The sequence below is a fragment of the Paenibacillus sp. FSL F4-0087 genome, assembly GCF_038020215.1.
Classification (GTDB): Bacteria; Bacillota; Bacilli; order Paenibacillales; family Paenibacillaceae; genus Paenibacillus; species Paenibacillus taichungensis.
Window position 1 is genome coordinate 5,482,588 of the sequence record NZ_JBBODJ010000001.1, and the last position, 14,580, is coordinate 5,497,167.

At 44.4% G+C, this 14,580-nt stretch carries 16 protein-coding genes and 1 riboswitch; of the genes, 12 read left to right on the forward strand and 4 right to left on the reverse strand.

The window, feature by feature from the left end; all coding sequences use genetic code 11:
• The first annotated feature begins 167 nt into the window (after positions 1-167).
• The 3 genes from MHB84_RS25245 to MHB84_RS25255 all read left to right on the forward strand — a co-directional run bounded on the left by MHB84_RS25245 (position 168) and on the right by MHB84_RS25255 (position 3,491).
• Positions 168-1,631 carry an ABC transporter permease subunit gene (locus MHB84_RS25245; protein WP_083678894.1) on the forward strand — a complete coding sequence of 488 codons (1,464 nt, stop codon included), beginning with the start codon at positions 168-170 and terminating at the stop codon, positions 1,629-1,631.
• Positions 1,618-2,340: an amino acid ABC transporter ATP-binding protein gene (locus MHB84_RS25250; protein ID WP_076289142.1), complete on the forward strand. Its 723-nt coding sequence runs from the start codon at positions 1,618-1,620 to the stop codon at positions 2,338-2,340. Before MHB84_RS25245 ends, MHB84_RS25250 begins: the two co-directional genes overlap by 14 nt.
• A 284-nt stretch (positions 2,341-2,624) precedes the next feature.
• Positions 2,625-2,820: riboswitch (cyclic di-AMP (ydaO/yuaA leader) on the forward strand.
• A 2-nt stretch (positions 2,821-2,822) separates the two neighbouring features.
• Complete coding sequence (locus MHB84_RS25255; protein WP_076289143.1) at positions 2,823-3,491, forward strand: 3D domain-containing protein; 669 nt, start codon at positions 2,823-2,825, stop codon at positions 3,489-3,491.
• A gap of 128 nt (positions 3,492-3,619) precedes the next feature.
• Here MHB84_RS25255 and MHB84_RS25260 read toward each other — a convergent pair whose 3' ends face one another.
• On the reverse strand, positions 3,620-4,408 hold the full coding sequence (locus tag MHB84_RS25260; protein WP_076289144.1) for a polysaccharide deacetylase family protein: 789 nt from the start codon (positions 4,406-4,408) through the stop codon (positions 3,620-3,622).
• Positions 4,409-4,561: 153 nt separating this feature from the next.
• On the opposite strand from MHB84_RS25260, the gene lpdD reads away from it, so the two are divergent.
• From lpdD to MHB84_RS25285, 5 genes are all read left to right on the forward strand, one after another.
• Positions 4,562-4,906, forward strand: coding sequence for a prenylated flavin chaperone LpdD (gene lpdD / locus MHB84_RS25265; RefSeq protein ID WP_076289145.1), 345 nt, complete (start codon positions 4,562-4,564; stop codon positions 4,904-4,906).
• A 129-nt stretch (positions 4,907-5,035) separates the two neighbouring features.
• Positions 5,036-5,707: a PspA/IM30 family protein gene (locus tag MHB84_RS25270; protein ID WP_024634017.1), complete on the forward strand. Its 672-nt coding sequence runs from the start codon at positions 5,036-5,038 to the stop codon at positions 5,705-5,707.
• Between the two features lie 96 nt (positions 5,708-5,803).
• Complete coding sequence (locus MHB84_RS25275) at positions 5,804-6,205, forward strand: DUF350 domain-containing protein (RefSeq protein WP_063562809.1); 402 nt, start codon at positions 5,804-5,806, stop codon at positions 6,203-6,205.
• A 23-nt stretch (positions 6,206-6,228) separates the two neighbouring features.
• Positions 6,229-6,735, forward strand: coding sequence for a DUF4178 domain-containing protein (locus tag MHB84_RS25280; protein ID WP_076289146.1), 507 nt, complete (start codon positions 6,229-6,231; stop codon positions 6,733-6,735).
• An 11-nt stretch (positions 6,736-6,746) separates the two neighbouring features.
• Positions 6,747-7,493: a DUF4247 domain-containing protein gene (locus MHB84_RS25285; RefSeq protein ID WP_076289147.1), complete on the forward strand. Its 747-nt coding sequence runs from the start codon at positions 6,747-6,749 to the stop codon at positions 7,491-7,493.
• 113 nt (positions 7,494-7,606) lie between these two features.
• On the opposite strand, the gene MHB84_RS25290 is transcribed toward MHB84_RS25285, so the two are convergent.
• A complete protein-coding gene (locus MHB84_RS25290; RefSeq protein ID WP_076289148.1) occupies positions 7,607-7,897 on the reverse strand; it encodes a restriction endonuclease in 291 nt (96 codons plus the stop codon).
• A 171-nt stretch (positions 7,898-8,068) separates the two neighbouring features.
• Here MHB84_RS25290 and MHB84_RS25295 point away from each other — a divergent pair, with 171 nt between their 5' ends.
• Both MHB84_RS25295 and mobB read left to right on the forward strand, forming a co-directional pair.
• A complete protein-coding gene (locus MHB84_RS25295) occupies positions 8,069-9,337 on the forward strand; it encodes a molybdopterin molybdotransferase MoeA (RefSeq protein WP_076289353.1) in 1,269 nt (422 codons plus the stop codon).
• Between the two features lie 7 nt (positions 9,338-9,344).
• Positions 9,345-9,896 (forward strand): molybdopterin-guanine dinucleotide biosynthesis protein B, encoded by a 552-nt coding sequence (gene mobB / locus MHB84_RS25300; protein ID WP_076289149.1) that lies wholly within the window; start codon positions 9,345-9,347, stop codon positions 9,894-9,896.
• A gap of 184 nt (positions 9,897-10,080) precedes the next feature.
• Here the strand turns inward: mobB and xerS are convergent, their stop codons facing one another.
• Positions 10,081-11,172, reverse strand: coding sequence for a tyrosine recombinase XerS (xerS, locus tag MHB84_RS25305; protein WP_256716805.1), 1,092 nt, complete (start codon positions 11,170-11,172; stop codon positions 10,081-10,083).
• A 175-nt stretch (positions 11,173-11,347) separates the two neighbouring features.
• Here xerS and MHB84_RS25310 point away from each other — a divergent pair, with 175 nt between their 5' ends.
• Positions 11,348-11,836, forward strand: coding sequence for a GNAT family N-acetyltransferase (locus tag MHB84_RS25310; RefSeq protein ID WP_076289151.1), 489 nt, complete (start codon positions 11,348-11,350; stop codon positions 11,834-11,836).
• Between the two features lie 153 nt (positions 11,837-11,989).
• Positions 11,990-12,883, forward strand: a complete 894-nt coding sequence (locus tag MHB84_RS25315; RefSeq protein WP_076289152.1) for an aldo/keto reductase — start codon at positions 11,990-11,992, stop codon at positions 12,881-12,883.
• Positions 12,884-13,396: 513 nt separating this feature from the next.
• Here the strand turns inward: MHB84_RS25315 and MHB84_RS25320 are convergent.
• The gene (locus tag MHB84_RS25320) at positions 13,397-14,275 is read right to left on the reverse strand and encodes an aminoglycoside phosphotransferase family protein (protein WP_076289153.1); all 879 of its coding nucleotides are present in this window, start codon (positions 14,273-14,275) and stop codon (positions 13,397-13,399) included.
• Positions 14,276-14,580: the final 305 nt, after the last annotated feature.

Genomic DNA, 14,580 nt, shown 5'->3' on the forward strand with positions numbered 1-14,580 from the left:
CAAAAATGAAAATAATTCAATAATTATATCATAGTTGCGGTTATTTTTCAGAAACGGGCTGTAATCGAATCCTGTCGAAATGCATTGCATAATCATGCATTCTACTTTATAATGACTCAGGCATCAACAACAGAAAGCATACAAAGTATTATAAGGGGAGAACAGGGTTGAAATTGATTAGTCGTTACACCATGATGCTGCTAGCTTTTGTGGTCTTGCTAACTACGGTTGCACCTGTTGCGATGGCAACGGGAACTACAAGCAATTCAGGCAGTAAAAAGCTGGTGCTCGGTACAAGTGCCGACTTTGCACCATATGAATTCCATAAAGTGATTGATGGTAAAGACCAAATTGTCGGATTTGATATTTCGATTGCTAAAGAAATTGCTGCCGATCTTGGCGCAGAACTTGTAATAGAGGATATGGGTTTTGACGGACTTCTTCCTGCGTTGCAGAGTGGTCGGGTGGATATGGTCATCTCGGGAATGACGCCAACGGATGATCGTAGACAAAGCATTGACTTCTCCGATACCTATTATAAATCAAAGCAAGTCATCATGGTTCGCAATGCGGATAAAGATAAATATCCAACCATGGCTGATCTGGAAAATGAAAAAATTGGTGTCCAAAAAGGCTCCATTCAGGAAACGATTGGCCAGGGAATCCCAGGCGCAAAATTGACAGCACTTGATAAAATATCTGATATCGTACTGCAATTGCAGACCAATCGTGTAAATGCTGCAATCGTTGAGGATACAGTAGCTGCCGGTTACCTGGATGACGTGATTGGATTAGCTCCAGCTATTCCGGATGAAGAGCAGGCCGAAGCGGCAATCGGGATTCGTAAGGGCAATACGGAATTGCTGAGTGCAGTGAACGGAACGCTCGAGCGTCTGAAAAGCGAAAATAAAATCGATCAGATGGTTACTGAAGCAAGCAAGTTGATGGCAGACAAGGTGAAAAAAGACCAAAACATTTTCCAAGTGTTCTGGCAGTACAAAAGCTTTTATGCAACAGGTGTGGGCTACACCCTCTTACTGTCTGCACTCGGTGTAATCTTCGGGGTAATTATCGGTTTGATCATTTGTTTGTTCCGTCTGCATGACGTTTCCATTCTGCGTTGGATCGGAACAGCTTACGTTGAAGTTATTCGTGGTACACCAATGCTGGTTCAGTTGATGATTATCTATTACGGTCTTGCTCTAACGTTGGGGATTAATTTCACGCCACTTCAGGCGGGGATTATCACACTATCCATTAATAGTGGTGCCTATCTTGCCGAGATTTTCCGGGCAGGTATACAGGGTGTGGATCGCGGTCAACTGGAAGCAGCTCGTTCCCTGGGGATGGGCAGAGGTGCGGCCATGCGCTTCATTGTGCTTCCACAAGCGTTCAAAGCGGTGTTGCCGGCGATCGGTAATGAGTTCGTGACCATTATCAAGGAATCCTCCATCATCTCGGTTATTGGTATGGTGGACATTATGTACCAGGCAAGTGTAGTCAAAAACATTACGTACCAAGGAATGAATCCATTCCTGATTGCAGCGGCCATTTACTTTGTGCTGACGTTCATTTTGTCCAAGCTGCTGGGTCGACTGGAAAGGAAGTTGAGTGCAAGTGATAGACGTTAGACAATTACACAAATCATATGGAAATAACGATGTGCTCAAGGGCATTAATGTAACAATTGGCAAAGGCGAGGTTGTCGTGGTCATCGGTCCGTCCGGATCGGGGAAAAGTACATTTTTGCGCTGTTTGAACCTGCTGGAGCAGCCGACTTCAGGCGAAATTAATTTTGAAGGTGTATCGATCACTGACCCCAAACATAACATTAATGCAACACGTGAAAAAATGGGGATGGTATTCCAGCATTTCAATCTGTTTCCGCACAAAACGGTGCAACAGAATATTACGATTGCTCCCATTAAAGTGAAAAAACAATCTGCACACGAAGCGGAACAAATCTGCTCAGATTTGCTCAAGACGGTTGGCCTATCTGACAAAAAAGACGCTTATCCAAATCAGCTGTCCGGTGGACAGAAACAACGGATCGCTATTGCAAGAGCGCTTGCGATGCAGCCGCATGTCATGCTGTTTGACGAGCCTACTTCAGCACTGGACCCTGAAATGGTCGGTGAAGTACTGGATGTCATGAAGCGGCTTGCAGAGGGCGGCATGACTATGGTTATTGTAACCCATGAGATGGGCTTCGCACGCGAAGTAGGAGACCGTATCCTGTTCATGGATGGTGGGGTTATTGTAGAAGAAGGAACGCCTGCTGAAGTGTTTGGCGAGCCCAAGCATGCACGTACACGTGACTTCCTCGCTAAAGTGCTCTAATACCATCCAATAATAAGGATGAAGATCAAGATGAAAATGCAAAATCTATACTTTGGATGAGAATTTCATCCCCTCAACAATCCCTGTCGACGAACCGTCGGCAGGGATTGTTTTGTTATGTAAGGATACGCACGGAATTACATAAAAAGTAACGTTTCTGTCATCAATGATTAAAGCTCAAATAGACATTTATTTGAAAAAACGGCTTGAATTCAGCCTAAATATTAAAGTGAATTAGCCAGATGGTAACATTTACTACGACCCCTGGTTACAAAATTGTGATATATTTGTTCCTGCCGAAACTTCCGGAGTTGGGAGTGTGGGATGTAATGATGCAGAGTGTGCTAGGGGAAGAATTATTTGCACACGGCTTGGGGTGAATTAGGGCTACATAAATTCTTAAATGTAATTGAACCTATAGGGTGGTTTCCTCCATCCGAATCCGACAACTAACTTCGCAGGCATAATGAGGGAGGAAGACCATGATTAACAAGAAACGTATAGCCAAAACAGCAACAGCTTTGCTGACAGCAGCAATGCTCATTCAGGCCGTTCCGGCTCATGCTGATTCAGTTCATGTGGCCAAAGAGGGGGATACCTTCTACACCTTATCCAAACAATATGGAGTTGGACTTAACTCTCTTATTAAAGCTAATAATGACATTTCAGCTTACAACATTTATGGTGGTTTGAAAATTACGATCCCTGGTAAAACAACAAACACAGCTTCTGCTGCAGCAGCAAAAACGGAGGCCAAAACGGTAACTGCCGCAAGCCTTGACGTTAATGCAGATAGTAAAGTTGTACAAGCCTGGGGAAAAACGTTTGATTACAGCAAAGCTGTCGACGTCAAAGCAACAGCATACTCCGCTGATGCTTCCGAAAATGGAGGATGGGGTGCTGTGGATTACTTCGGTAATCCGCTTGAATTGGGTACCATTGCAGTAGACCCAAGTATCATTCCATTGGGTACAAAGGTACTGGTGACAGGTCATACACATCCAGGACTGCCAAAACAGGCATTTGTCGCTACGGCTCGTGATGTGGGCAGTGCCATTAAAGGACACAAGATCGATATCTTTATTCCTGGCAGCAAGCAATCCGTGAGCACATTTGGTATTCAGGATGTGGAACTTTACATTTTGAAATAAAATCAAAGCAAGCTGCACATCATCATATGTGACTCCAACTTAATCTAAATTAAACAATAAAGGGTGCTCTCCAATCACAATAATGTGATTGAAGAACACCCTTTTGAATATCCATTGCCGTATCAAATCTATTTACCCTTTGGCAGTTCCAGCATTTCGTCCAAAGTCACCAGCTCGTACCCGCGGTTTCGCAATTCTTCAATAACTTCAGGCAACGCCTCGATCGTACCACTCAGCTTCGATCCTACACCGCCTCCTGCATGCTGCAGAACAATGGAACCTGGTTTGACGGCGGACAGGATGTTTTGTTTGACTTCCTCTTTGGAGAGGCCCTTCCAGTCCAGAGAATCAACGTTCCAGTTCACGATGCTGTAATGTTGCTTGGCTGCCCATTGGAGCTGTTGCTCGTTAATGTCACCATAGGGTGGACGAATCATTTTGGGAGTGTAACCCGCTAGATTTCGAATAATATCCCCGGTATGTAAGATTTGTTTGCGAAATGCATTCATGGTTAGCTTGCTGAATTCCGGGTGATTGTAGCTGTGATTGCCCACAATATGCCCTTCTTTTATCATACGTTTCACCAGATCCGGATGTTTCTCAGCGCGATTTCCTACAATGAAAAACGTAGCCCGCACCTTGTATTTTTTTAGAATATCCAGCACCTGCGGTGTGAACCGTGGATCAGGAACATCATCAAAAGTCAGAGCGACCTTTTTTGTTGAGGGGCCATTGGTTTTGAACGTATCCGCATATTTCTGTCTGAGTTGTCCCAGAGTCAACTGTTCTTCTTCAGGAGAATCAGACTTCGAAGCAGGTTCGGTTTGCGGGCTTGAAGAAGCCCATAACTGAGCAGGAGCATAACTTCCTCCCAGAAGAATGACCATGATGGATAACATGATGAGGCGTATACGCATGTTCGTGCCTCCTTTTCCCAAATTGCGTTCTCTTTGGTATGCCCGGGGCCATCCGTATTTATGCATGATGTGAGATGTTTCACTGCTGATTCATTAAATCGGAGCCATAATTCCACCATACATATACATATTGAAAAGGACAGGTGGAGCAAAATGAGTACATACGATTTAAACTCCGTTCGTTTACAGGTGATTGAGGCAGGGGAAGACAAAGTGTTTATGGTAACTGGAGGAAGATCACATATTGGAGCAGTAGCCACATTTTATCCAGACCGTGAACGAGTGAGTGGGGCTACGGTGCATATTCCAGGGCATAAAGAACAAGAGTTGTGTGAGAGACTGGCACGTAAGGCTGCCCTTCATTTAAAGGTAACCGTTACCGTAATAATGGGGATTCACTTTGATGAAATTACGCGGATGCAGATTGACGAGATTGTGCAGACTGCAGAGAAGCTGCTTGATGAAGAGCTGTGCCAAACGGGTCGATTGATTCAATAGTTCCATTTAGGCTAAGCAGGCTAAAATCGTTTTTTATGATTTTTTTTGTTAAAATTGAAACGAGTAGAACATTGCCACGTATGTATGATTATATACAAGGATGAACTATCGACTAGGAGGAATACCATAATGTCCATTTTCAAACGATTGCGCGATTTAACGATGTCTAACATTAACTCTATTATTGACAAGGCAGAAGATCCGATCAAAATGACGGATCAATATATCCGGGATATGCAGGAAGATCTGGAAGATGCGGAGAAAGCTGTTGCTGCACAGATCGCCATTGAGAAGAAATTCAAGCAGCTGTTTGAAGAACAGGAAGCTCTCGTGAAGAAACGTGAGGAGCAAGCACATACAGCAGCGCGTGCACAGAATATGGATTTGGCTCGTCGGGCATTGGAAGAGAAGAAGGTCGCTGAAGAGAAGATGGCCGAGTACAAAACAAGCTATGATCAAAACAAGGCTTCTGCCGATAACCTTCGTGGCAAGCTGGACGAAATGCGCAAACAATTGACGCAAATGAAAAACAAACGTGAAACATTGGTTGCGCGCTACAACGCTGCAAAAGCTCAAACCGAAATCAACAAGGCGCTGAACGGATTTGGCTCCGACACTGCAAGTGCCGGCATGAAGCGCATGGAAGAAAAAATGATGCAGATGGAAGCACAGGCCGAAGCCAGCAATGAGATGTCGTCCAAAGGAAAATCGCTGGATGATGAGTTCGAGAAGCTGGGCAAAGATCAGGCTGTTGAGGATGAACTGGCAGCACTGATGAAGCAATACGAAAATAAGAACTAAAACCTTGTAAGCAAGCAGGGGCACCAGCGGAGGAGAGACCAGCGTTTCTCCTTCGCTTTTAATTGCGGTTCATGTTGAGATGTGGGGGCTATGTAAATGGATTTGAACATTTTGGCAATGCTGGTCTGGACGTTATCGGGTTCGGTTTTGCTGTTTGTCTTAATGTATGTGGATTCTTTGTTCACGAAGTATAAGGATTTTGCTGAAGTGAAGGCGGGCAATATGGCCGTTACAACACGTATGGTTATGAAGCTGTTTGCTCAGGGATATGTACTCGCCACCTCCATTTCGACAGCCGGTCATCTTGGAGAAGCGTTGTTGGTATCCGTTGTTTCATTTATTATTTTGCTGATTCTGGAGAGTGTGGTTCACTTTATGATTCGGAGATGGGCCAACCTGGATCTGGATACGGGAATACAGCAGGGCAAGACTGGTTATGGTTTGTTCTCGGGTGCACTACATATCGTGGGCGCATTAATTATTGCAGCTTGTTTATAAGATAAAGAACAGGAGTAATGGGTATGAGTGTGTGGAAACGGATTAAAGGGATAATAGCCAAACCTGAACCGCCTAAGGTAGAGAAAACAATGCTTCAGCTGGCACCTGGTGATATCTGTGAAGTTTCGCTGGTCACCTATGAAGTTGTTGGGCGGGTACATCATCGAGCGCGAAATGCAGCTGTACTCACGTTGCAGGATGGTACGGCAATCCGACATTTGCATATTGAAGAACGGGAAATGACCCGGTATGCCCTCTATACACCAATTGATGGCCGTCTCGATGCACCAGACGAGGTGCCTACGTTGCTGGATCTGGATGGACGTGCGTATCATTTGGAGGAAGAATACGGAGGAATGGTAACCACTGCAGGCAGGACACCCTATGGTCAGGCTGGGGAACAATTAGTATGGCAATATCAGTCTGATGATAACATGCTTTTGCGTGTGGAGTGGCAAGACAGAAGATTTACGCTGTATGAAGGTGAGTCCATTCTTCCTGCGGATATCAAAGTGATTCGTTCGAGCTAGGAGAGGTTCCAATGAAAAAGCGCTTGGCACATGCATTAAAATTAATGCTGGTCCTCAGCCTTGTGATGTCGCTGCTGTCCGCGTGCGGAGCACCATCCGTTCAGGACACATATCCGCTTGAATCGGTCAGCGGCAGTGGTAATACGACATCCTATGTGTACCGAGCTGCCGATCGTACCGTTCCAGAGGTTGCTCAGGATTTATCTGAACAGCGGAAGCCGGATCAGATCTCGGCGGAAAATACAGAGCGGATGTTCCTGGTGTATCAGGACCAGTATTATCATTTGCAGCAAGACCCGAATAAAGCGGAAGACACCTTGGTTGAGGTGGATTCAAAGGAATATGTTCGGCAGAATTATGATTCGTCCTTTTTGCAAGGTTATTTAACCGCAACATTAATCGGTAATTTGTTTGATTCGTTCGGGGGTAGAGGGTCCGGTACGTATCGGGGTTATACGAACAAGGACACGTACAAACCAAGAGAAGGTTCCTATCGGACACCGACGAGCAGCGATAAAAAGGTTGCGCCGCCCATTACCGTTGACCGGAAAGGGTCGATTACCCGTCGTGGCAGCGATAAGGATTCAAGCGTAGGCTCCGGTGGAGGATTATTCAGCCGGAATAAGGAACAAAGCAAAGGCACAATTGATCGTAATAAAAGTAGTGGCGGCCTTGGAGGATTATTTGATTCACCGAAGAGTTCCTATAAAAAACCCAAAACGAGGGTTGGCGGCGGCCGAATCATGAGGCGTAGGTAGCACTCCTCATGAATGGGGCCCGCAATATTAAAGCATTAGCAGAAGAACAGTGAAAAGGTAAGGTGGAGCGAGCTATGCCACTGAACATGACCTTGGACGCTGTTCTTTTTGTTTTACGATTTGCGGACATGATGGGACTTTCGAACACGAGGAATGGTTGTGGCAGGTTGTTTGCGAATCCAGCGGATATAAGGAGCGATGCGTTCATCTTTCCTTAGAGCCTGTATCTCAGTTAAACCTAAGGTAATAATATCGCGATTGGTATACAGAGAATGAATCTGTTTGTGGCAAGGGATACAAAGATCTGCAGTAGGCATATGTGTTCCGCCCATTTCTTTCGGTGTCAGGTGATGTACTGTTGTCTCGACAGGCTCCCTTCCACATAATTCGCATCGTTGGTTCATAAAGGTCAGCTCCTTTCTCTTACATATTATGGTCTGTCCATTCGTCTTTCATGTGAATGATATGTTGGAGAGTACTTGTCATGACCTAGCTTTCGGGCTACACTTTTTAAGATGAACAAATGATCCAGGGAGGTTCTATCACCATTGAAAATAAATTCACATTCAACGGATATGACGACTGCGAAATTTATCCGTAAAGCTATACAAGTACCGGATGCGCAGGCGAAAGTTGCTGCTCATGTCAGTTCGGGTTCAATAGAAAAAGTAACACTTGAGCAAGCACATGGTCGAACGCTTGCTGAGACGATTCATGCTCCCCATCCTTACCCATTCTTTCGTCGTTCCGGAATGGATGGGTTCGCGATTCTAAGTTCGGATACGATTGAAGCATCAAGCGAGCAGCAGATTTGGCTCCGTATCATTGATGAAATTCCATGCGGGTATACATCGGATCTTACGATTACATCGGGTACAGCTGCTCGGATCATGACAGGAGCTCAGGTACCGGAAGGTGCAGATGCTGTTGTTATGATGGAGATGACTGAAAGTAAAGAAGAGCATGGGGAACAATGGATTGCTCTGAAGCGCCATATTCAGACTGATGCTAACATTACCCCAATTGGATTGGAAGTTCATGAGGGCCAATTGCTGCTGGAAGCAGGAACGATTATTCAGGCAGGTGAACAATCCGTGCTGGCGACATTCGGCGTAGGTCAAGTGCCTGTATACAAACGCCCCAAGGTAGCCATTTTTGCAACAGGTACAGAGTTGTTGGAAGTGGACGAGCCATTGCAACCCGGGCGTATTCGGAACAGTAACAGTTATATGCTTCGGTCTCTGGTCGTTGAAGCGGGTGGCGAGCCGGTTATGTATGGTTCGATTGCAGATGATGTGGATACCGCACGTACGAAGCTTACAGAAGCGCTTGAACATAATGATATGGTGGTCACAACAGGTGGAGTATCGGTTGGAGATTATGACATTATGGGGGACTTGGTTCGGGAAGGGAATATGGAGATGCTGTTTAACAAAGTGACCATGCGTCCCGGCAGTGTTACGACGGCTGCAGTGGTTAATGACAAGCTGCTATTTGCACTTTCGGGCAATCCGGGGGCTTGTTTTGTCGGCTTTGAGTTGTTTGTTCGGCCAACAATTCGTTCGATGCAGGCTGATGCTCATCCATATTTGGAAGAATGGACAGCCATATTGGATGATGACTATACAAAGGTCAACAATTTCACGCGCTTTGTACGCGGACGGACAGAGATACGTAACGGAATGGTATATGCTAAACCTTCTGCCTCGCGTGTGGACGAATCCAGTGTCATGATTACTATTAAAGATAGCGATTGTCTGATCGTTGTTCCGCCCGAGAAAAAAGGCATTCCTGCGGGGGAACAGGTTCGAATTCTCAGACTCCCCACAGGTCATGTCAGGTAGGTCATACATGTCTGAAATAAGAAGTACTTCACCACATATCATACAGATTGTTGGATATAAAAACTCAGGCAAAAGCACTTTAATTGCTGCGCTTACCCGGTACCTTACCTCTGCTGGACGAAGAGTGGCTGTAATAAAACATGATGGACATGATCATTTTGAGATGGATCACGAAGGAACCGATTCCTACAGCTTTGCTCAAGCAGGGGCCGATGCAATCGTTGTTATGTCGGAGAAACGTACTGCACTCATTGAAAGACAAGCGACGCCGTTGGAAAACATGATAAAATATCTGTCTGCCTACGACTGGATTCTCATTGAGGGATACAAACTAGCACCATATCCCAAATTGATCATGGTCCGTGAAGAGAAAGATCTTTCTCTAAAAGACACGTTACAGGATGTAATCGGGATCGTTTCATGGCTGGATCTGGAGCATGACAAGAGAGAATGTATGGAGGATAGTGAGGGCCTCGTTTGGCATTCTGTTCATGAGGCAGAGGATATAGCAAGATGGCTGGTTTCGCGTGAATGTCATGAAGAGAAAAGAAGATTATGACGAAATAATTATTATGTAAACTGAATGATATGAAATGTAAGGAAAAGAGTGTGTTTTCATTAATCTTGCGAAGCCATAGATATGAAGAAGCGATCCTTACAGGACATCCTCCTGGAAGAATCGCTTTTTAAGTTACATTTTAATGAGCTAATGAATCGAATTTATGCTGAACTGCATAAATAGGCTAGATCCCATCATCTGTACGACGTTCAATTGCTTCAGACATCGTTTTATCTGTGAGGTGCGCGTAAATTTCGGTTGTTTCTGTAGAAGCGTGTCCAAGCTGTTCTTTTGTTTTATAGATATCATTTTGCAGATAATAGTCGGTTGCAAAAGAATGGCGCAATTTATGCACAGTCAGATACGGCTTGCCGAATTGTTTGGCGTACTTCATGATCATGGCTTGTATGGCCCGTTTGGTCATCCGACTTCCTTCGGAATCTCCATTGCGAAGAGCGATAAACAAGCCTTTTTCCCGTTTGGGTGTGCGGTAACGTGACTGACGCAGATTGATATAAGTTGCGAGTTCATCCTTGGCTTGTTCTCTAAAATACACGGGCGTCTTAAACGTCTCATCATTATTACCTTTGCGATATACATATAGAAGTTTATTGTTCAGATCCAGATCATCCACGTTCAGGTTCACCACTTCAGATACACGCAAACCTGAATTCAGAATGAGGCTGGCAATACAGGCATCCCGTTCTTTGTTTAGCTCATGTGAGTAGATCGCCTGTTTGTTCTTTTCCATATCCACGGCATATCCTTCAAGGATGTATCCGATAAACTCCAGTAACTCTTCTTCTTCCAGAAGTTTACCCTTTAGTTTGGCTGCTGTATCTTTGGGTTTATGGGTACGTTTGATCTCAATTTTCGCCATAATGTTTCGTTTCAGCAGGGGGTAGAAATCTTCGTCTTCCGCAATCTGACTTAAATAATGAAAGAGCGAACGCAGAGAAGAAAGTTTACGGGAAACCGTGATTCTGGAGTTGGCTCCTTCACGCTTGGTGGCCAAAAATAATCGATATGATGTCACTGATTCCATTCGAAGGACTTCTAGTTCAAGCAATGTAACTTCCTTATTAGAGCTTGCCTCGGATAATCCTTCTGCGCGTAACCAGCCAAAGAAGGCTTCATAATCCCTTAAATATTCAAGCAGAGTAGAAGGAGATAAGTCGGGTAATTTATAGTCAATGAATTGCTGAACGAACCAAGGCATGGAAGGCAGTTTGTCATCCAGCTTGCGTCGGTCAATCTCTTTTTGCACATTGGTCAAGTTCGGCACCCCCATGTTAAAATAATTTCTAAAATATGCTATATCCTAGTTTACCATATTTAGATCGTCACAGCCTGTTCACGGAACCGGAATAACACACATCTATGCTTCCTTGCCCTTGGCGGTGTAACGCTTTAAAGTATGAGTTATAAGTAGAGCAGAGGAGGTGAACCGGATGAATATAAAAATAGAGCTGGTTCCCCGGGAACGCAGTCAGGTGATTAGGCACTTAATGCAATTTTATCTGTATGATTTTACTAAATATTTGAATATTGATGTGGATAGTAACGGTATTTTCCCGGAGTATCCCGGATTGGACGCTTTTTGGTCAGAGGAAGACCGTAAGTTTCCTTTTTTGATTACAAGTGATGAGGCACCAGCAGGGTTTGCGTTAGTAGAGCGTTGTGAACCAGGCAGCAAGGATAATGACTACTATTTGACTGAGTTTTTTGTCATGCAGAAATACCGGCGTAGTGGAGTGGGTACCCGGGCAGCTTATGAGCTGTTTGAACGTTTTCCGGGAAGGTGGAAAGTAACCCAGGTTCGCAACAATGTCATTGCTCAGGCATTCTGGCGAAAAATCATAGGGGAATATACGGGAGGCCGCTTCCGTGAGAAATTTCATCCTGAACTGGGGAACCCGAGTCAGTTCTTCGTAACCTGATTCAACGGATGTATCCGTGTTGGAGGAAATAGAGTAAGATGAACAAGTGGGTGTAATACCCAACAAAAGGGTAATACATACCGAAGACTAATTTGTACTATATGTACATTCATTATCTGTACCCAAATTCACGAAGCTTGGAGGAAATGATCCATGGAACTGCGTAATTACGGAAACACTGGCATGAAAGTAAGTACACTTGGGTTTGGTGGAGCGGAGATCGGCAAGAACGTATCCAAAGCAGATGTAGAAACATTGCTTAACAGTGCGTTGGATGCAGGGTTAAACGTCATTGACACGGCTGAATGTTATGGGGATAGTGAAGAGTTAATTGGAGATGTGCTATCACATCGCAGAGACGATTATTATTTGTTTACCAAATGTGGACATGCCGCTGGGGTAGATGGCCCAGATTGGGACGCCAAAGTATTAGAGCAAACGATTGACCGTAGTCTTCGACGACTAAAAACGGAATACGTTGATGTAATCCATCTTCATAGTTGCTCTGAAGAAGTACTTCGGCAAGGAGCAGTCATTGAAGTGCTGCAACGAGCCAAGGAAGCTGGGAAAACAAGATTTATTGGATATAGTGGCGATACGACAGATGCACTTTATGCGATTCAGACAGGTGTGTTCGACAGCTTGGAAACCTCGCTGAACATTGCTGATCAGGAAGCCATCGATCTGACGTTGCCAGAAGCGAGAAAGAGAAATATGGGGGTTATTGCCAAACGTCCCATTGCCAATGCGGCATGGACGTATGACTCGCTTCCGGAAGAAGCATATCCCTTTGTATACTGGAAGCGCTTGAATGAACTTGGTTATGGTTTTCTGGGCGAAGATGCACAAGCAGCCGTTGAAACGGCATTACGTTTTACGCTCAGTACAGAATGGGTAGACACGGCGATTGTGGGTACAGCCAAACCTAATCGTTGGCAGCAAAATGCGGATCTTGTCGCCAAAGGAGCTCTGAGTAAGGAGTTATATGACGAGATTAGAGAACGTTGGAAAGAAATAGCGGGAGCTGATTGGACTGGACGAACTTGATTTTTTCAGCTTTCAGCTATAAAAATAGCATGATAACTACAAAGTCGCCTTAAAGGCGGCTTTTTTATTGGCAACAACCTTATATTTTCACTATATGAAAAATTCACAATAAGAAGAGCGTACTGGCTATGTCCATAGGGAGGGGGTGCTTTCGCCAGATTTCCATCCAAGAATTAAAGGGGAATTTAATCGTGTAGCTTCAAATGTTAACTCACGGCACCTTGTCTTCGTACACTATATTATTATTTCAGTATATGAAAAATTCACAATAGTAAGATCAGTTTACGCTCCCCAGTTCATATCTGCATCTCCACTGCATCATCACCCCAGCTCGTTATAACGAACTGCTTTATCCTAAGCTCAATGTCAACACTGATTTGTGATTAACATTGCAAGATTTAGAATTGAAATGGGATGGCTAAAATAAAACGCAAAACAAATCTTCGGATAAGCAGAAAGAAATCCCTACGCGCGGCTGTACGTCCAGCGTAGGGATTTGGTTGGCTCATATGCTTAGAGCGATTTATAGTCACGAATAATGACATCTATGACATGCTTTCCCCAGTTCGAGGCTTCGGAGCCTGGTTCATTCCAATCGTAGGAGATGAGTGCTTTCCACAAAGCCCAGCCACGGGCACGATCAACCGTATCTTGGTCAACATTCATGCAGCTTAGAAAAATTTCGCGACTTACATCATCAAAAAAGTTCCAGGCTATCACAAGATCACTAGAAGGGTCGCCCACACCCATAGTTCCAAAATCAATAACCCCGCATAATCGTCCATCTTGCACGAGCAGATTACCTACTGCAACATCACCATGGATCCATAACGGTGCAGCTTGATATTTCGTTGCCAGGGCAAGCTCCCATATTTCAGTCATGAGCTTTGGATCGTATTCGCTGGATACCTTTTCAATGACGGTTCTTGTATCTGTATCGTAAACCGCTAAGTCCCCGCCGCGATGAAAATTTTGAATGCCTGCGGGTATTCCTTGACTAGCATCATTGGCTTCGAGTTCCCTCAGAAATTTAGCGAGGTCTTCGGCAAAAACGCTTAGGTCGAGTACGTTGGTATGTGTGACGGTCTCACCTGCAATCCATTGGTTGATCGACCAGGGAAGGGGATAGTCGTCCGAAGGTTCACCTTTTGCAATGGGAGCTGGAATGGGCCAGGATAGTTGAGGCTTGAAAACTGGAAGCCACTTCAGTTCTTTTTCTACAGCAGAGGCGTAACGTTCGTGACTTGGTAAACGAATCGTCATTTCGTCACCCAATCGATAGGTGCGGTTATCGTGCCCGCTTTTTTCTACGGGTGTTATCGTTAAGCCTTTCCACTTCGGAAATTGACTATCAATTAATTGACGTACCAATTCAATCGTAATTTCAATCATGTTCTCGCCTCATTTCCTATTAAATGGGTGGCTTTTAACGTTAGTACATAAATTTTAACAATTTGTCTTGATCTTATCAAAGGGAGAAAATCGTTCAAAACAAAATGAGGAGGGTCGACCCGGAAAAACCCTTATAAATAGCGATTTTTTAGTTGGTAGTAGCCATGTTATGAGTAGAATATCAGAGGTTTTTATCCCTTGACATAAAATGTCATTATAAAGATAATAATTGTAACTTTGGAAGAGGAAGGAGAAATAAAAACCAAATTCAGGTTTGATTTGAATGCATATGTAAGCGTAATAAT